Below are 17628 nucleotides of genomic sequence, written 5' to 3' on the forward strand. Positions count from 1 at the left end.
GGCGCGGTCGGCGGAAGACCCGACCGCGTCACCCACGCCAGCAGACCGGCCACCACCCGGGCGCGAGAGCAGGCAGTCGTGGCATAGACGAGCTGGGGCCGCCGCACCAGCAACGGGTCAGTGATCGCCACTGCGCGGCGAAGCACCGTGAGGCACGGTAAAGCCCCGCTGATCGCGCCGGCCGACCACGGGTCCGACCTGTCTGCTGAGAGCTAAGTCTTTGACAGGAAGAAATACGCGTAATGCTGATCGAGTTGGTTCTGCGGCACCAGGTACACGGCCTGCGGGATCAAGCCGTTCTCGGTTGCGAGCTCCCAGAACCTCTCGATCCGGTAGGTGGTCATCTCCGCCAGCCCGGACCGGTAGCCGCGACCGCGCGAGCGGGTCCACCAGCTGCCGGTGTCGTACTTGATCTGAATCAGGGCCAAGCCGCCGGATGCCAGCATGTGGTGGGCGATCCGAAGCAGCCGTTCACCGTACTCGGGACTCGGAATCAGCTCGAAAACATAGAAGCTGAGGAACAGATCGCAGGGCGTGGTGACATGCGCCAGCGCGCTTTCCGGCCGGTTGACATCGATCGGTACTGAAACGAACGGGGTATCGCACACACCGGCGACCTCGCGCTCACACTCCCGCAACGACTCGCTGGAGATGTCGACGCCGAAGTACTCCTGAGCGCGCGGCGCGAACGCCACCGCGTTGGCCCCACCACCGCAGCCCCAGTCGACGATGCGGTCCCATTTGCGAGTGAAGCCGGCCATCCGCGCGCCCCGTTCGAGCAACTCGAGGTGCTCACGCCCGATGGCCGACCACAGGTCGCTGCCGGCGAAGACCGAGGCGTCCCGCCAGTGCGAATTCCCCCGCCAGCGGTCACCGCCGGGGCGCCGCCAGTAGGCTTGCGCATCGTTGGCGATCTTCTTCTCCGATTGGCGGAGTCCCGCGGTCGTCAGGGCACGCTGCACCAGGTTCTCACCTCTGCGCGCAAGGCGCTTGGCGTGCCGCACGACGCTCGTGGCGCCGGCCGCTGGGTTCGACATAGTGTCACCATCCAAAAGTGTGTGAGTGCGAGAAGATCAGCGGAAGTTCGCGTATCTCGGGGATGCCGCGTTTGAAGTCGAGTTCTTCGGCCGGAATTCGCTGTAGTGGCGCTCCGACTGCTCCACCCGTCGTCGCAAGCAAGGTGATGAGCCGTAGTGGTGGGAGGTGAGTGTGCAAATTGCGTGCACGCGCCTGATCCTCTATCCGTCGCCGGGCCGGGTGGTTTGCCGCTCTGCCACGCTGGCTGTCGGTCACGCGAAGACGCTTGTTACTCCATGTTATAAATTCGTATCAAATGCTCTCTGAATGGAGGATTAGGGCCCGATAAAGGACCGGTTCAATAGGGTCCTTCGGCCCTATCGAGTCCTGTTGGTCGTCCGTCCTCAAGTGGGGTCCAATGGCCCTGGCGGCGGCACACGGGGGCTCGCAGGCAAATGCGTCGCGACCACACAACGGCGAGGCACTGTTGCCTACCGATGCATGTCCGGCATCGGTGCAGGCGAGAGGACGGGACAGCACGATGGCGGACACCGGGCTCCGGCGGGCGCGACCGCGCCTCGGTCAGCCGGGTTCCTGCAGACGGCGGCTGGACGTGGGATGGTGGTGTGGTGTTGGTGGTAGCCGGCCCATCGGGCAATGTCGGTGCCGAGCTGGTTACCCTGCGCGCCGAGCGCGACCTTGAGGGAAGCTGCGGGTCGCGGAGCCTCACCCCGACCGGTATGCCGCCAGTGGCGGGGAGGCCGTGCGGAGGACTCCTTCGACCCGGCGACTCGGCCGGCGGGGCCGGCGATTCGTGGTCAACCTTCCGGAGCAGGCATCAAATGCGGACTCACGAATCGGAAGACAACGCTTTCCGCGTTCATCGACCAGCATCCTGCCTCAGTCCAAGGTCGTGCCGAGGCTGCGGCCGGTGATCCGGCGCACGACTTCGCCGACGAGCCAGCCGTAGGTGAGGGCGTGGTAGCCGTGGCGGGTGCCGGGCTTCCACGGCGGGCGCTGCGCGGCCGGCGCGTCGGTCATCGGGTGCCAGGCGAGGGCGCCGGCACGGCCGACCGGGCGGTCGAGCGTCCGGCTTGGTGGGTCGGCAGCCAGCGGTAGCGCGCCGAGGCGATCGCCGCGGGCAGCCACTTCACCATCGCCGCCGACGGCGCTGTCGGGGACGACAGAGGCAGCGCCGGACGGTGTCATCCCGAGGTGCGTGACCTGGAACGGGGACGCACGAGCAGGACCAAGTTGATGCCTGCCGTCAGCACCAGTCCGGCGAGTGTCAGCCAGAAGCCCCATCCGGTGCTGACCACTTCATCCGCTCTCCCCACCACGTCGATACCTTGGGTCGAGGGGAGGTAGATCAGAAATCGCGCGATGTCCGCAGCCACCGAAACCAGCTGGCCGACCAGCGTGAACTCGGTGATCACCAACAGCACGGCCGCCACCGACGCGACCACCGCCGTGACGACCGCACGCAGGCGCCGAACCCGGATGAGCGCGGTCAGCAGACCCAGCCCCATGATGGCCACCGTCGCGATGCCGAACCCTCTCACCGCGGACCGCGGCGACACCTCGTCCGCCATGCCCGCGGTCCCCCCGGGAGACAGTTCGAACACCCCGCTGGACTTGTAGCCGGGATCACCGCCGACGACCAGATCGGCACCCGTCACCGACACGCTGACGGACCCAGCGCCGTCCGGATTGCCTGCGGGCGCCGAACACGACGCCGTGGCCGCGGGCAAGACCAAGAACAGCAACAGCACCAGCAACAAGCCCGCAGGCCCCGCATACACCTGAACCCGCTTGACCTCGTCGGATGGCTCTTCCGCCACAGCCATGTAGCTCCCTTTCCCTCGGCGCCCGAATCTCACCGGGTGGTCGGTGCCGCGGTGGATGCCGTGTCCAGCACGCCTTGTTCACGCATCCGGCGTATCACTTCCGTGCCGACTTTCTTGACGCGGTCGCACGCGCGGTCGGCCGTGGCCGGAGGCTGATCACCGGAAACGACCTCGATGACGGTTCCCCGTTCTGCGAGGAACGCCATGCCGCAGGCCGGAATGGTGCTGCTCTTCTGCAGGAAGACCGCCACGTCATCGAGTACTGCTTCTCCGGCCGGTAACGGATAAGCTTGGCTGAAATTGACCAGGACCTGTGGATCCCAGTTGATGTAGACTCCCACCGAGAATGTCTCGGCGGGCCACATGCAGCTGCGGACCACTTCTCCCTTGTACAACTGTCCAGGGTGCAGCCCGTACGTCGCGGTCGAGGATTCCGGCAGAAACGAGCAGGGATCGGCTTCCCGCAGGCTCGGAGGCCGCAGTGGTTCGACGCTCGCCGGAGGCGCTTGCTCGTTCACGGAATGGTCGCAGCCGCTCAGCAGAGCGGTAGCGATCAGCGTTACCACGACCGTTGTCCATTTCATTGCTCCAGCGTAGATACGCGGTATGAGCGAAAGGGGTGGATGGACACAACCGGCCAGACCGGAACTCAACGCAGCCGCCGCAGCGCTTCCAGTCCCAGCGTCTTGTTGAGCCCGGCTCCGCCCGCGATGTCCTTGGCGGTGTCCAAGCCCTCGTTGTCGACCGCCAGGTCCACCATTCCCGGTACCTGCAGCCCGACGTCGACAACGCTGCCGGCGACCTGCGCGGCTCCCGTGGCCGCCGGGGTGAGCTCCGCCAGCTCCCACACCGCGCGCCCGGCCGGGATGAGCCCGACGGCGTCGCCGCCGAGGCCGATCCAGGCGTTCGGGTCGTCATAGCTCTCGGTGGCGATCATGTCGACGCCGTGGGCCGCCAAGGCCGTCGCCCCCGCCAGCAGCGCCACCGGCGCCGCGAACGGCGCCAGCACCGGGATCAGCGCGAGCCCGCCGGCGACCGCGGACACCGCGCCCGCGATGTCGCCGACCTGGCCCAGCGTGGTGTCGGTGTCCGGCGCGGCCGGTGGCGCGTGCATTCCCTGCGTCTGGGCGGCCACCAGGGCCTGCAGCTGCGCGGCGACCTGCCGGGCGAACTCCTGCTGTCTGGCCTGCCCGGCCGCGCCGTACATCGGGTTGCCCAGCTGCAAGTAGGCCGGCAGATTCGCGGTGACCGCCTGGACGATCGCGTTCTTCACGCTCGTCAACGCCTGCGCGTAGCGGTCGGCCATCGCCGCCTGCTGCTCGGCGCCCTGACGCTGGCTTTCGAGCGTCACGGCTCCGTTGCCGATGTTCTGCCCCATCGCCTGCCCGGCCTGATCGCGCCACGCTTGCTGCGCGGCTTGGCGCTGGTCGGACAGCTCGGTGCCGGCCAGGTTCGCTGTCTCACCGGCCTTGCGCCAGTCGTCGGCGAGGTCGGCGACCTGGTCCTCGTCGTCCGGGGGCCAGGGGTTCGCGATCGCCTTGACGGCGGTCCACAGCTCGTTGGCGGGTTCCGCGACGGCCATCAGCGGCCGCCGAGCGCTTCGCCGCCGGCGGCGTCCGCGGCCCGGTAGTCGCCCGCCGAGCCGTGTCCGGACGCGGCGGTGTCCTGGATCCCGCGGGCGATCCGCGCGGCGGCGTCGCTGAGGGCTTCGGCGCCGGGCCGGAAACCGGCCAGGAAGGCAGCGCCCATCGGTCCCTGACCCAGCCCGCCGGTGCCGGCCGCGGTCGCGTTGCTCCATCCCGTGTGGAACGCGGCACCGGTCTGCTCGAGTCCCGTCATAGCGTTGGTGACGCCGTCCACGTCCATGTCGGCACCGTCGGTCATGGTGCGGTCCTCCCGTTCAGAGTTCGAGCTGGCGCACGGTCAGTTGGAATGCGCGCGCGTCGGCCATTTCCCGCGCGGCACGGTGGGTTTCGGCGATCGCGTCGGCGAGCCGGCGCGAGTCGGGGTCGCGGTGGATCCGCGGGTCGAGCACGAGCTCCAGCAGGTCACCGCGGGCGTCGACGGTCACGGAAATCAGGCCGTCGGCTGAAAAGGCGGTTGCCCGGACGGCCGCGAGCTCCCGTTGGATGTCGCGGATCTCCCCGGCCAGTTGTTCGAACCGCACGGGCTCGTAGGTCAGGACCATCCGCTGGGTTTCCACCGCGCCTCCCGGGTTCGTGCGTCTACGGGGAGTCTGCCGGTCCGGCAGGTGCACGACGGCGGGCTGGCCGCTTCCGGCCACGGGCGTTCAGCGGTTGCAGGTGGCGCCGCGAATGGCCTTCGGCAGGCTTTCGTAGACCCCGCGCGCGGTGGCGGCGCGGACGAGGAAGCAGTAACGCCGCCCGGGCTCGACGGGAACGGTGAGGCTGAGCTGCCGCCCGGCGGGGAAAACCCGCGCCTGATCTCCTTCGGCGGCAACGACGATCGCGTAGTCCATGGGCGCCGAGCTCCGCCAGGTGAGTTCGACGCTGTCGCTGGAGTCCCGCGGCGGCAGCAGTTCGAGCGCGGTGGCCGGCGCGGCAACCGGTGAGGAGGGCGGCGGGGCGGCGGGTTGGGTTTCGGGGGGCTGGGCCATCTCGACGGACCCGTTGCCGAGCACGACGATCAGCCCACCGACAACGGCCGCGGTGGCGAGAGTGGCCCCGCCGGCGACGAGGATCTTCCGGCGGCTGCGGCCTTTTCCGGGTTTGCCGCCGCGGAAGTCGAACGAGGCCAGGGGAACGCGGGCGGGTGCGGGAACCTGCGGCGCCCGCGGCGACGCGGCGGGGCCCGGGGGCAGCGCGACGACGACGGGGCTCGGCGGCATGGTGTACTCGGCGGGCACGCGCGGCACGGGCGGCGGTCCCGCCGGCTGGTCGGCAGTCGGCGCCGGCGGTGGGGAGGCCACCCCGGACACCGGCGCGGCCATCCCGTACCCACCGCCCGGCATCGCGGCAGGCGCCGGTCCCGAAGCGAAGTCGTCGAAGCCCGGCGGTACCGAACCCACGGTCGCCAGCCTCCGGGCCACGTCCGCCGCGTCCGTCAGCCGATGGGCCGGGTCCGCCGCCAGCAACCGGCCGATCGTCGTGGACAGGGCCACCGGGACGTCCTCGCGGTGGATCGCCGGCACCGGCTCGCGCAGCACCCTCAGCACCCGCTCACCCTGCCGCTCCCCCAGCTTGCCCGGATGCGGCGAACTGCCCGTCAGCGCGAAGTGCACCACCGCGCCCAAGCCGTACAGATCGTTCGCCTCGTCGAGCACCTCCGTGCGCGCGGCCTCGGGCGCACGGAACTCGATGGCGTGCAGCGGATCGCGCGGGAACGTGTGCCGCAGCACCAGGCCACCGTCGGCCAGGACCGGCTCACCCGAGGCGCGGAACAGCACGTTGTGCGGGCTCACCCCGCCGTGGACGACGCCCGCCGCGTGCATCCCGGCCAGCGCCGTGGCCAGCGTCCGGCCCAGGACGACCGCGTCCGCCGCGGACAACGGGCCGCCGTCGGCGACCAGCCCGGCCAGCGACTGCGGGCACTGCTCGCGGCGCAGCACCTGGCCGCCGTCCAGCCGCGTCTCGACCGCGTCGATCGCCAGCACGGACGGGACGTGCCGCAGCGCGGCCTGCTCACGTTCGAAGGCCGCCTTGGTGCGCTTGTCGAACTTCGACGGCAGCGGCCGGTAGGCGAAGGGCACTCGCGACGAACCCCCCGGGTACGTGTCTCCGGCCGTCGTTCCCGTCATGACCCCCGCCTGTCCGCAACCTGCCGCCACACCCTTCGCGTGGCCCCGCCGATCCATAGTAGGTCCGCCCGCGCCAGTCCGCGGGTGCTCGCGGCAGCTACCTGCCGCGAGCCGAACCGAGGAAGGCCACCATGACCACGACCGGCCTGGTCCGCGTGACTGTCGCGACGCCGCACCGCCGCATCGACCTCGCGCTGCCCGAACGAGCGCCGCTCGCCGAGCTGCTGCCGGGCCTGCTCCGCCACGCCGGCGCGGCCGACGAGCCGCCCGGCGGGTGGCTGCTGCGCCGCGGCGACGGCGGCCGGCTCGACCCCGCCCGCACGGCCGCCGCGCAGCGCGTCGGCGACGGCGAGGTCCTGCACCTCGCGCCGGCCCACGTCGACTGGCCCGAGCTGGAGTACGACGACCTGGCCGACGTGATCGCCGACGGGTCGGCCCGTCTCGGCGGCACCTGGCAGGCCCGTCACACCCGGGCGGCGGGCCTGGCGGCCGGCTCGCTCGCGGCGCTGCTGGCGCTGGCCGTGCTCGGCACCGCGGGTCCGGCCTGGACTCCTCCGGCGGTCGGGGCGCTGCTCGCGGCGATCGCGCTGGTGGCGGGCGGGACGGCCCTCGCCCGGGCGTTCGGGGACAGCGGGGCCGGCACGGTGCTGGCGGTGACGGCGTGGCCGTTCGCCTTCGTGGGTGGCGCCCTCCTGCTCGCGGCCGACCAACCGCTGGGCGCGCCCCAGCTGCTCGCCGGGTGCGCGGCGGTGCTGGTCGCCGCCGTCGCCGGGCTGGTGGGCGTGGCCGACCGGGCAGCCGTCTTCACGGCCGCGGCGGTCGCCGGGCTGGCCGGGACGCTCGGGGCGTGGCTCGCCACGGCCCGTGTCGTGCCCGGGCCGCACGCCGCGGCGATCGTCGCGGCCGCGGCCCTGGTCGGTTCGCCGGCTTTGCCCGCGCTGGCCGTCCGGCTGGGCAGGCTGCCGCTGCCGGTGCTCCCGCGCGGGACGGCCGACCTGCTGCGCGACACCCCGCACCCGGCGCGGCGCGCGGTCTACGCGTCCGTCGTGCGCGCCGACGGTCTCCTCACCGGATTCCTCTGGGCGATCGCCGTGGCCGCCGTGCCGGCGCAGGTGTGGTGGGCCGGCCACGGCGGCACCGCGGGCCTGGTCTTCACGGCGGTGCTGACCGCCGGGTTCCTGCTGCGGGCACGGCTGCACCCGATCGTGCGGCACCGCCTGCCGCTGCTGCTGGCCGGTGCGACGGGCTTGGCCGGCCTCGCCTTGCTCGGCGGCGGGCGCCCGTGGACGATCACCGCGGTGTGCGCGGCCGCCGCCGTCGCCGCGGTGCCCGCCGGCCTGCGCTACGCGGAGAGGACGCCGACGCCCTACCTCGCGCGGTGGGGCGAGGTCGTCGAAGTGCTCGTCGTCGTGGCCGTGGTCCCGCTGCTGTGCTGGGTGCTCGGCCTCTACGCCGTGCTGCGCGGGCTGGCGGGCTGACGTGGCTTCCCCTCGCGACCAGCTGCACGCGCACCAGTTCCTCGTCCAGCGCACCGTTTCCGCGCTGACCGCCCGCGAAACCGACCCGGAGCGGCCGCGGTTCCGGCGGCCGGCGACCGCGGCGTTCGCCGGGATCGGGCTGTCCCTGGTCCTGCTCGCCGGGTTCGGCGTCTTCGGCCTCCTCGTCCCGGGCGGCAACACGTCCTGGCGGGCCGGCGACGCCGTCATCGTCGAAAAGGAGACCGGGACGCGGTTCGTCTACATCGCCGGCCGCCTGCACCCGGCGGCGAACTACACGTCGGCGGTGCTCGCGGTGGGTAGCGCGAAGACCCTCCAGGTGTCGCGGAACTCTCTCGACGGCGTCCCACGCGGACCGGTGATCGGCATCGCCGGCGCGCCCGACGCCCTTCCGGCGGCCGATCACCTGCTCGGGCCGGAGTGGTCGCTGTGCTCGCGGCCCGAGACCGGCACCGACGGCAGCGCGGTGAGCCGTTCGGTGCTGCTCGCCGGACGCGTGCCGCCGGGCGGAACGCCGCTGGGCGACCGTGCGCTGCTGGCCGAGTCCGCGGACACCGGCGAGCGATACGTGGTGGCAGGCGGCTTTCGGCACCGGATCGCGGCGGCTGACGCGGTGACGGTCGGGCTGGCGTTGCGCTCGGCGCCCCCGGTCCGGTTGAGCCCGGCGGCCGGCGACCTGCTGCCGGCCGGAGCGGCGATCGCGCCGATCCCCGTGCCGGACGCGGGGAAGCCGTCGACGGCGGTGCCCCGACGGCCGCAGCTGCGCGCGGGTCAGCTGCTGGCCGTCCGGACGAGCGGTGCGACGGAGTACTACCTGGCGGAAGCCGAGCGCCTGCGCCCGATCACCCCGGTGCAGTACGACATCCAGCGCGCCTACCCGCCGACCGCGGCCGCTTATCCGGACGCCCAGCCGGACGCCGTTTCGCTGAGCCCGCTCGACCTCGCGGAGGCCCGCCAGGCCCCGGCGCCGCCACGGCAGCCGGGCGACGTTCCGGCGCAGCTGCCCGGATTCACCATGGGCGCCACGGTGTGCCTGGGCTTCACCCCGGACGCGGAAGCGCCTTCGATCCTGATCGACCCCGCACTCGACCCACCGGACCCGATGACCGCGACGCCCGGCCGCACCGCGGCGGGCACGGTCCTGGCCGACCGCGTGGTGGTGCCCCCGGGCACGGCGGCGCTGGTGGAGGCGATGCCGAGCCGGACGGCGCCGGCGGGAACGCTCGCCTTGGTGACGGACGCGGGGCGGGCATACCCGTTGGCGAGCCGGCGGACCCTCGAGGTACTGGGGTACGGCGCGGCGACCCCGGTACGGATCCCGGCGGCGTTGCTCGCCCGGGTGCCGCAGGGGCCGGGCCTGGCGGAAAGCACCGCCCTCGGCCGCTGACCGGCGCCCGCTTCGGTACCGCCCCGGCCACGCGGCCGGCGTCGCGGAAGGCTCCTTCTCGACGCTCGGGCCGCCCCCTCGAACCGGCACTGTCCCGTGAACGTGCCGCTTCGGCATCGCCTCCACGGCGAAAGGCCCGCCCCCGGACTACGAGGGCGGGCCTTTCCCAGCTCAGGCGCGGTCGGAGCGCAGCACGAACGGCGGCCGTGTCACCTCCCACAGCTCCTCGTCGAGGCGGGCGCGCCCGGAGACCTGCCGGGCTCCTCCGCCGGAACCCCGCGATGGCCGCCGCGCGCCCAGCCTCCACGGCGAAAGGCCCGCCCCCGGACTACGAGGACGGGCCTTCCCCAGCTCAAGCGCGGTCTGAGCGCAGCACGGACGGCGGCGGTGCGACCTCCCACAGCTCCTCGTCGAGACGGGGCACGCCCGGCGACCACCGGGAATCCTCCGCCGGAACCCCGCGATGGTCACCGCGCGCCCGGCCGCCGAGTCGCTCGGGTACTCCCGGTGGCTGCCGCCGGGCCGGGCCGCGACCGGTGAACGGGTGCTCCGCGCGGCCCGGTCCCGGGCGCTGGCCCGATCCCGTGAGCGCGCCCGACATCGGGGGCATCATGCCCGGGAAGCCACCCGAGGCCGGACGCGCGGACGCCGCCTGGGCCGGGCCGGAGAAAGCCGGTTCGACGGGGGCGGCCGCCGTTGCCGGGGTGACCGTCGTCGCCCGGGGCGCCGCCACCTGCGGGATCGCTGCCGCGCCCGGCAGGCGGACGGAGCCGGCCAGTCCGGCGAGTCCGCCCAGTGCTGTGCCCGGCATCGCGGACGCTCCCGCCGCCGAGGGCAGTGTCGGCGCGACCGGAGTCACCGAGGGTGGCACCGGCGGGGCGACGCTCTCCAGCCCCGCCAACGTCGGTGCGACCGGGGACGGCAGATCCGGTACCTGCGGCGCCTCGGGAGCCGGGACCGCGCCGGGCTCGGCACCACCGGACGCCTGCGGCCCGGCACCACCGGACTCGGCACCGCCCGCGGCATCCGCGCCACCGGAAGCACCCCCGGCGTCAGCCGAAGCACCGCCCCCACCACCAGCTCCGGAAGCAGCACCGCCACCATCCGCGCCGGCCGAAGCACGGCTCGAGGCGCTCTGGCTGCCACCGCCCACGCCGTTTTCACCCGCCGCCGCGCGCAGCCGCTGGGCCGCCGCGACGTACAGCCGGCCCAGCTCGTCCATCTTCGCGCCGGCCGCTTCCTGCAGCTGCTTCACCTGCGATTCCGTCGGCGCACCGCTCGCCTGCGCGGCCGCGGCCTGGATCCGCCGCGCCTGCTCGAGACACTGCGCGACGTACTGCGCCACCACCGGCACCGCTTGGGCGGCCGCGTCGAGCGCCGTCCACGGGGCCGCCGCGGCGATCCGCTGAGCGTGCGTGCGCAACGACGTCGTGCCGTCGGTGGTCCGGCGGACGAAGCTCTTGCCGGCGTCGTCCTGCCACGCGCCGGAGATCCGGCTCGCGTGCTCGGTCAGCTGCCCTTCCGCGGTCTCCAGGGCGGTCCGCGCGGCCTGCCACTTGCGGCCGATCTCGCCGAACGCGCCGATGTTGCCCTGCTCCGCCTGTACCATCGCGAGCTGCTGCTCCAGTGGCAGCGATCCGTACCCCATGGCTCAGTCCCCCAGTCCGGTGCCTGCCGAGGCCAGGGCTCGGGCCCCGGCCGCGTTGCCCGCGAGGTAGTCCTGTGCCGAGCCGCGGGCGATTCGCGCCAGCGCGACGAACTCGTCGTGCGCGCGCCGGACGTACGAGGCGAGCGCGGTCGCGGATGTCGTGTCCGCGGCCGCCAGGTCGGCCGTTTCGCGCAGGCCGCCGCCGGCGATGCCCGGGCGTGCGGCCGCGACGGCCGGGTCGGGCGGTTGCGGGGCGAACTGTTCCAGGCCGTCGGTCAGGCCGTGGATGTCTTCTCCCATCAGGGTTTCCCTTCGTCCACTGTGGTCATTTCACCGGGTGGCAGCCAGGCCAGCTGCAGGAGCTTGGGCGTCTCGCGGCGGCCGATCAGCCGGCCGCGCCCCGCAGGCAGCGGCTCGGCCTTGACCCCGCCGAGCAGCGGTCCTTCTTCCTTGTCGCCGGACAGCAGCAACCCGGGCGTGCCGACGTCGCGCAGCCGCGTGAGGAACGGCTCGAACAGCGCGCGCCCGGCCCCGCCGGTCCGCCGCGTCACGATGACGTGCAGGCCGATGTCGCGGCCCTGGGCCAGGTGGTCCAGCAGCGGCAGAAACGGGTTCGCCGCGGGGTTCACGACGAGGTCGTAGTCGTCGGCCAGCACGAACAGCTCCGGCCCGCGCCACCACGACCGCGTCCGCAGCTGGGCGGGGGTGACGTCGGGGCCGGGCAGCCGTTCGGCGACCCCGCGGGCGGCCTCGGCCAGGAGGTTCGCCGTCGACGCCGGGTCGGTGCCGTAGCCGAGCAGGTGCGGCTCGGACAGGTCCCCGAGCAGTCCGCGCCGGTGGTCGACGACGATGAGCCGCGCCTGCTCCGGCCGGTACGCCCGGGCGATGCGATGGGCCAGCAGCCGCAGGAACGCCGTCTTCCCGGACTCGCCGTCGCCGAGCAGCAGCAGGTGCGGGTCGGCGGCGAAGTCCAGCCGCACCGGCCCCAGGTCCTGCTCGGCGATCCCGACCGCGAGCCGGTGCGTGGCCGGGTCGTCCACCACGGACAGTTCCGCGTACGGCAGCACGCCCGGCAGAAGCCGCACGCTCGGCGCGGGCTTCCCCGGCCAGGCCGCCGCGACGGCTTCGACGAGTGCCGCGGACCCGGCCGGCAGGTCGTCGGCGGTGGCCCGCCCGTCGATCCGGGGCAGCGCGGTCAGCATCTGGTGGCGCCCGGTCGTGACGCCGCGACCGGGCGCGTTCTCCGGGACGAGCAGCTGGCTGGCCCGGTCGACCATCGTGTCGACCGGATCGCCGAGCCGCAGCTCCAGCCGCCCCCCGAACAGGTCGCGCACGGCCGGGCGCAGGTCGAACGACCGCGAGCAGGCCACCAGCAGGTGCACGCCGTAGGCGAGCCCGCGCGCGGCGATCCCCGCGACGACTTCCTCGAGGTCTTCGAAGTCCTTGCGCAGCGTCAGCCAGCCGTCCACCACGAGGAAGACGTCGCCGTACGGATCTTCGGCGAACTCGCCCGCGGCACGGCGGCGCCGGTACTCCGGCATGCCGTCGAGCTCCAGCTCGGCGAACCGGCGTTCACGGGCCGCGAGCACGCCGGCCACCTCGGCGACCGTGCGCCGGACCGCGCCGGCGTTCTGCCGCGCGGCGACGCTCCCGACGTGGGGCAGGCCCCGCAGCGTGGCGAGCGTGCCACCGCCGAAGTCGAGGCAGTAGAACTGCGTCTCGCGCGGCGTATGCGTCAGCGCCAGGCTCGTGATGATCGCCCGCAGCGCGACGCTCTTGCCCGACCGCGGCGCGCCGACGACCACGGCGTGCCCGGCCGCGCCGGAGAAGTCCAGCTCCAGGGGGTCGCGGCGCTGGTCGAGCGGCCGGTCGACGATCCCGGCGACGGCGCGCAGCTTCCCCTGCCGCCCGGCCCCGCCGGCGACGAGGCCGCGCACCGGATCCACGACCGGTACCCCGAGCAGGCCATCCATCGTGGACGGCTCGCGCAGCGGCGGGAGCCAGACCTGGTGCGCCGGCGTGCCTTTGCCGGTGAACCGGTCGACGAGGATGTCGAGCAGGCTCTCGCCGACGGCGTCGTCGAGGTCGTCCTCGGCTTCGGCCTCTTCGGTGACTTCCGGTGCGACGTAGGCGGTCGTGTACTCGCGCACCGCCGCCTGGTGCTCGCGGGGACCCGCGCCGGTCGTGCCCGGGCGGTGGACGCCGGAGACGTAGGCGGAACGGAACCGCGTCATGACCTCGGTGCCGAACTTGAGGAAGCCGTGGCCGGGCGCGCGCGGCAGCGTGAACGCCGCGGTGACACCCAGCACCGCGCGGCTTTCCATGTCGGAAAACGTGCGCAAGCCGATCCGGTAGGACAGGTGGCCGTCGAGCCCGCGCAGCCTGCCTTCCTCCAGGCGCTGACTGGCCAGCAGCAGGTGCACGCCGAGCGACCGCCCGACCCGTCCGATTTGGACGAACATGTCGATGAAATCCGGCCGGGCCGAAAGCAGCTCGCTGAACTCGTCGCAGACCACCAGCAGCGTCGGCACTTCGGCCAGCGGTGCTCCGGCGAGCCGGGCTTTCTCGTAGTCGCGCAGGGACGCGAAGTTCCCGGCCGCGCGCAGCAGCTCCTGACGGCGGATCAGCTCGCCGTTGATCGCGTCGGCCATCCGGTCGACCAGCGGCAGCTCGTCGGCGAGGTTGGTGATCACCGCGCTGGTGTGCGGGAGCCCGTCGAGGCGGGTGAAGGTCGCGCCACCCTTGAAGTCGATGAGCGCGAAGTTGAGCTGGTTCGGCGGGTGCGTGATCGCCAACGCGAGCACGAGGGTGCGAAGCAGCTCGCTCTTGCCGGACCCGGTGGCGCCGATCAACAGGCCGTGCGGGCCCATGCCGTCCTGCGCGGACTCCTTGAGGTCCAGCTCGACCGGCGTGCCGTCGGGGGTGATCCCGAACCGCACGCGAAGCCGGTCGCGGCTGGGCCGTGGCCGCCAGGTGTCGGCCGGGTCGAACGCGAAGGGGTCGCCGAGGTCGAGCAGCTCCTCCAGACCGAGTTCGCTGCTGAGCGGCTGCTCCCCCCGCGGCCCGCCGGGCAGCCGCAGCGGCGCCAGCGTGCGCGCGAGCGCTTCGGCGGCGCTGAGCGCCATTTCGTCGGCGCGGCCGAGCTCCTCGGTGCCACCGGCGGTGCGGGCCCCGAGGTTTCCGTCGGGACCGACGGAAAGCTCGGCCGTGCCGCGGTCGAGCGCGCGGGGCACCGGTGAGCTGAGGTCGAGCACGGTGACGCCTTCGACGCCGCCGCCGGTCATCAGGTGGTCGGAGCCCAGGATGTCGCCGCCGTCGAGGACGACCAGCAGGTGCGGGGCCGGGGCGCGCCCGGCGCCGTCGGGGTCGAACCGCGGCCGGCCGGCGAGCAGGTCGTCGAGCATCGCCTCGAGCCCGGTCGCGGTCGGCGCGACCAGCCGCAGCAGGCCGACGGCGTCGGTGCGTTCCGGGTGCAGCGCGTGCGGCAGCCACTTGACCCAGTCCCATTCCGGCAGCCGGTCGGGCGCGGCGCAGACGGCGATCCGGACGTCGTCGGGTGCGTGCAGGACAGCCAGCTGGGCCAGCAGGGACCGGGTGAGCGCGGTGCGGCGGTCGCGGTCGCCGGTGAGGTGGAGGCGAGCGAACCCGTTGATCGAGACGGCGAGCGGGAGCCCGCCGACCGTGGTGTACGCCGTGACGAACCGGCGCAGCGCGAGCGCGGAAAGCGGCTCCAGCCGTTCGAGGGGCAGGGTGTCCGGCGGGACGATCGGGGTGGCCAGGGCCTGCGGACCCAGGCCGATCCGGGCGACCAGGAAGTCGGGGTCGGCGGCCCGTCGTTCCCACAGCCGCGGTCCGGCGGCCAGCGACCACAGCGTCGCCGGCTCGGGGTGCAGGTGGGCCAGCGCCGCGCGTTGCCGATCGATGGTGCGGAGCACGCGCATCCGGTGCTGGGCCAAACCGCGCAGGTACAGCCGCCGGGCGTGCGCCATCTCGCGCTTGCCGACCCCGCCGCCGTTGAGGAACGCCGCGCAGAGCATGCCGAGGATCGCGACGCCGAACAGGCCGAGCACGACGTAGCGCAGCGCGCTCGCCGTCCCGCCGAAGCCGAGCAGCGTGCCGCCCATGATCGCCACCATCGGCAGGACCATCAGGGCCTGGGCCCACGTCCGCCCCGACGGCAGCGGGATCTCCGGTGGTGCCTCCAGCACCACCTCGCCGGACGGCATCGCCGGCCCGGCCGTCCGATCGCCGCGGTGCACCAAGGTTGTCGCCACCCGGCCATCGTCGGGCCTCGCGCGGCGGCGTGGGGCGGTGTGGCAGGAACGTGCCGTGACCCGGCCACGCGGGCCGCGCAGCACCTAGCGTCGACGCGGAAACGGTTACTCCGGCGGAAAAGGAGCCGCGCGTGGCGAGCATGCAGGATCAGCTACACGGCGAAATGGACGTCCTCCAGCAATCGGCGAAGACCGCCGGTTCGGTGGCGGACAGCATCAACGGGCACCGGGCTTCGCTGCTGCCGGTGGTCGGCGCGATGCACGGGCAGTGGGTCGGGACGTCGTACGAAGCGTTCGTGCGCGCCCACGAGCAATGGGATCAGGGCATCACCCGGCTGACGGCGGCATTGGGCAACCTCGGTGAGAACACGCAGTTCTCGGCCAACACCTACCTCAGCGCCGAAGACGCGGCGCGCGCCGGCATCGAATCCGCCCAGGGGCACAGCCCCTTCGGCGGCGCGCTGCGGGCCTGACTCCGGAAGGGGATTCTCGTGCTGATCAAGGGAAACTTCAGCGAGCTGCACCGGCTCACCGATCAGATCCGCAGCACCATCGGGCGGGTCGACCAGGAGATGAGCACCTGGCAGACGATGTCCGGTCAGACCGCCGAGGGCTGGCAGGACCAGGCGGGCGGGCAGTTCTCCGAGGTGAGTGCCGCCTGGCAGCAGGTTTCGCAGGCGCAGCAGCAGATGCTGGAGGCGCTGCGCGGCGGCGTCGACAACACCAACACCGAGCTGCAGCAGGCGCTGGCGTCGGCGAAGGCGCGGGTCGGGAGCACGTCGATCTGAGGCTGATGACGAGGGGCGGTCCCGAGGTTCGGGACCGCCCCTTTTACCAATCCGACCAAAAGCAGGCCGCCCCTCACCCGGCACGTAACCGTTGCTACGAAGCCAATCGGCCGTGACTGTGGTCGGATTGGTAACGATCGGCACAGTGCCCGCCGGGCAGCAGGAACGGCTCCGCGGCGACCGGTTCGCGGTCGGGACGCGGCGGCAGCGGCCGGGTCCGGGCCGGTGTCCACCGCCGGCGCCTCCCCCGGCGAAGGACGACGATCAGGGCGGTGCCCAGCAGAGTTGCGGCCAGCGCGACGGCGACTCCGGCCCGCGCCGCGATGCCCTGCCGCGCCCACCACGCCGCGACGCTTTCGGCTTCGTGGTCGCGCGTGGTGGGCACCACGGACGGCAGCAGGGCCGCCGGGCGGGTGGTCAGCCCTTCGGTCACCGCCCGGTAGGGGTCGACCAGGCCGGCGCCGTACTCGAGGCTGCCCGCGCCGCCGGGCATCGGGGTCGCCGTCGCGATCAGCCGGTCGGCGACCTCGGCGGCGCTGAGGTTCGGCGCGGCGGCGCGGACGAGCGCGGCGGTGGCGGTGACGAAGGGGGCGGCGAAACTGGTGCCGTCGAAGTAGTCGTGGCCGCCCGCGCGGGTCGTGCTCAGCACGCCGGCCCCCGGCGCCACTATGTCCACATAGGATCCGGCTTGCGAGCCCCGCGCCCGGTGGCCGCCGATGTCGATCGAGCCGACACCGAGGACGCCGTCGTACATCGCGGGGTAGGACGGGCCGGAGCTGCGGTTCCCGACGGCCGCGACGACGAGGACGTCGTTCTGCTGGGCGTGCCGGATCGCGTCGTGCACCATGGGGTCGTCGGCGTACCCGGAGAGGGAGAGGTTGAGCACCTTCGCCCCGGAATCCGCCGCGTACCAGATCCCCCGGGCGAGCACCACTGGGTCGATCGGGGTCGGGCGGCCGTCGTCGGCGAGGTCGCGGTCGGTGATCCGCACGGGCAGCACGGTGACTCCGGGGGCGAGCCCTTGGAAGCCGACACCAGCCTGGGGCGCGGCGGCGATGATCCCGGCGACGGCCGTGCCGTGGGAGGCACAGTCGAAGTCGCCGGGGAGATCACCGGCGAGGAAGAAGTCCTTGCCGGGAAGGACTTTCCCGGCAAGCTGCGGATGGCCGGCGTCGACCCCGGAGTCGACGACGGCGACGGTGACCCCGGCACCCGTGCTGTGGGTCCACACGCGACGGGGGTCGAGGGTGCGCTGAGCCCACGGGAGTTCGGCGACGACGGGGTGGGCGCCTTCGGCGGTGGCACAGGCCCCGACGGGCGGTGCGGCGAGCGCGGGCGGCGCGACGGTGACGTTGACGAGCACCGCGGCGGCGACGGCGGCCAACGCGGGCAGGGTTCGGCTCATCAGGTCATG

Annotated in this window: 16 protein-coding genes; 4 read left to right on the forward strand and 12 right to left on the reverse strand. The window is 73.3% G+C overall.

Annotated features, from left to right (window positions below; genetic code table 11):
- Nucleotides 1-212 precede the first annotated feature (212 nt).
- The 8 genes from ABFJ78_RS20975 to ABFJ78_RS21010 form a co-directional block, all read right to left on the reverse strand.
- On the reverse strand, nt 213-1037 hold the full coding sequence (locus ABFJ78_RS20975) for a class I SAM-dependent methyltransferase (protein ID WP_436388051.1): 825 nt from the start codon (nt 1035-1037) through the stop codon (nt 213-215).
- A gap of 880 nt (nt 1038-1917) precedes the next feature.
- Nucleotides 1918-2166 carry a serine hydrolase gene (locus tag ABFJ78_RS20980; protein WP_436388052.1) on the reverse strand — a complete coding sequence of 83 codons (249 nt, stop codon included), beginning with the start codon at nt 2164-2166 and terminating at the stop codon, nt 1918-1920.
- Between the two features lie 56 nt (nt 2167-2222).
- Nucleotides 2223-2864: a hypothetical protein gene (locus tag ABFJ78_RS20985; RefSeq protein WP_436388053.1), complete on the reverse strand. Its 642-nt coding sequence runs from the start codon at nt 2862-2864 to the stop codon at nt 2223-2225.
- Nucleotides 2865-2893: 29 nt separating this feature from the next.
- On the reverse strand, nt 2894-3448 hold the full coding sequence (locus tag ABFJ78_RS20990; RefSeq protein WP_436388054.1) for a DUF3558 family protein: 555 nt from the start codon (nt 3446-3448) through the stop codon (nt 2894-2896).
- A gap of 65 nt (nt 3449-3513) precedes the next feature.
- Nucleotides 3514-4446 (reverse strand): hypothetical protein, encoded by a 933-nt coding sequence (locus tag ABFJ78_RS20995; protein WP_436388055.1) that lies wholly within the window; start codon nt 4444-4446, stop codon nt 3514-3516.
- The gene (locus ABFJ78_RS21000; protein WP_436388056.1) at nt 4446-4748 is read right to left on the reverse strand and encodes a hypothetical protein; all 303 of its coding nucleotides are present in this window, start codon (nt 4746-4748) and stop codon (nt 4446-4448) included. Before ABFJ78_RS21000 ends, ABFJ78_RS20995 begins: the two co-directional genes overlap by 1 nt.
- 16 nt (nt 4749-4764) lie before the next feature.
- A complete protein-coding gene (locus ABFJ78_RS21005; protein ID WP_436388057.1) occupies nt 4765-5121 on the reverse strand; it encodes a YbaB/EbfC family nucleoid-associated protein in 357 nt (118 codons plus the stop codon).
- 33 nt (nt 5122-5154) lie between these two features.
- The gene (locus tag ABFJ78_RS21010) at nt 5155-6621 is read right to left on the reverse strand and encodes a serine/threonine protein kinase (RefSeq protein WP_436388058.1); all 1467 of its coding nucleotides are present in this window, start codon (nt 6619-6621) and stop codon (nt 5155-5157) included.
- A gap of 131 nt (nt 6622-6752) precedes the next feature.
- On the opposite strand from ABFJ78_RS21010, the gene eccD reads away from it, so the two are divergent.
- On the forward strand, nt 6753-8099 hold the full coding sequence (gene eccD / locus ABFJ78_RS21015; protein WP_436388059.1) for a type VII secretion integral membrane protein EccD: 1347 nt from the start codon (nt 6753-6755) through the stop codon (nt 8097-8099).
- A 1-nt stretch (nt 8100) separates the two neighbouring features.
- Nucleotides 8101-9504 (forward strand): type VII secretion protein EccB, encoded by a 1404-nt coding sequence (gene eccB, locus ABFJ78_RS21020; RefSeq protein WP_436388060.1) that lies wholly within the window; start codon nt 8101-8103, stop codon nt 9502-9504.
- A 352-nt stretch (nt 9505-9856) separates the two neighbouring features.
- On the opposite strand, the gene ABFJ78_RS21025 is transcribed toward eccB, so the two are convergent.
- Genes ABFJ78_RS21025 through eccCa form a run of 3 tightly spaced genes read right to left on the reverse strand, consistent with a single transcriptional unit; the run spans nt 9857 to nt 15426 of the window.
- Nucleotides 9857-11152 (reverse strand): hypothetical protein, encoded by a 1296-nt coding sequence (locus ABFJ78_RS21025; protein WP_436388061.1) that lies wholly within the window; start codon nt 11150-11152, stop codon nt 9857-9859.
- 3 nt (nt 11153-11155) lie between these two features.
- Entirely contained in the window at nt 11156-11452 is a 297-nt protein-coding gene (locus ABFJ78_RS21030; RefSeq protein ID WP_436388062.1) for a hypothetical protein, read from the reverse strand.
- Entirely contained in the window at nt 11452-15426 is a 3975-nt protein-coding gene (gene eccCa / locus ABFJ78_RS21035; RefSeq protein WP_436388063.1) for a type VII secretion protein EccCa, read from the reverse strand. The genes ABFJ78_RS21030 and eccCa overlap by 1 nt, the downstream gene beginning before the upstream one ends.
- Before the next feature lie 140 nt (nt 15427-15566).
- Between eccCa and ABFJ78_RS21040 the strand changes: the two genes are divergently transcribed.
- Together ABFJ78_RS21040 and ABFJ78_RS21045 are read left to right on the forward strand one after the other, a co-directional pair.
- The gene (locus ABFJ78_RS21040) at nt 15567-15899 is read left to right on the forward strand and encodes a WXG100 family type VII secretion target (RefSeq protein WP_244180950.1); all 333 of its coding nucleotides are present in this window, start codon (nt 15567-15569) and stop codon (nt 15897-15899) included.
- A gap of 18 nt (nt 15900-15917) precedes the next feature.
- Nucleotides 15918-16214: a WXG100 family type VII secretion target gene (locus ABFJ78_RS21045; protein ID WP_436388064.1), complete on the forward strand. Its 297-nt coding sequence runs from the start codon at nt 15918-15920 to the stop codon at nt 16212-16214.
- A gap of 94 nt (nt 16215-16308) precedes the next feature.
- Here ABFJ78_RS21045 and mycP read toward each other — a convergent pair whose 3' ends face one another.
- A complete protein-coding gene (gene mycP / locus ABFJ78_RS21050; RefSeq protein WP_436388065.1) occupies nt 16309-17619 on the reverse strand; it encodes a type VII secretion-associated serine protease mycosin in 1311 nt (436 codons plus the stop codon).
- Between the last annotated feature and the right edge of the window lie 9 nt (nt 17620-17628).

Source organism: Amycolatopsis sp. MEPSY49, assembly GCF_051337345.1.
Lineage (GTDB): Bacteria > Actinomycetota > Actinomycetes > Mycobacteriales > Pseudonocardiaceae > Amycolatopsis.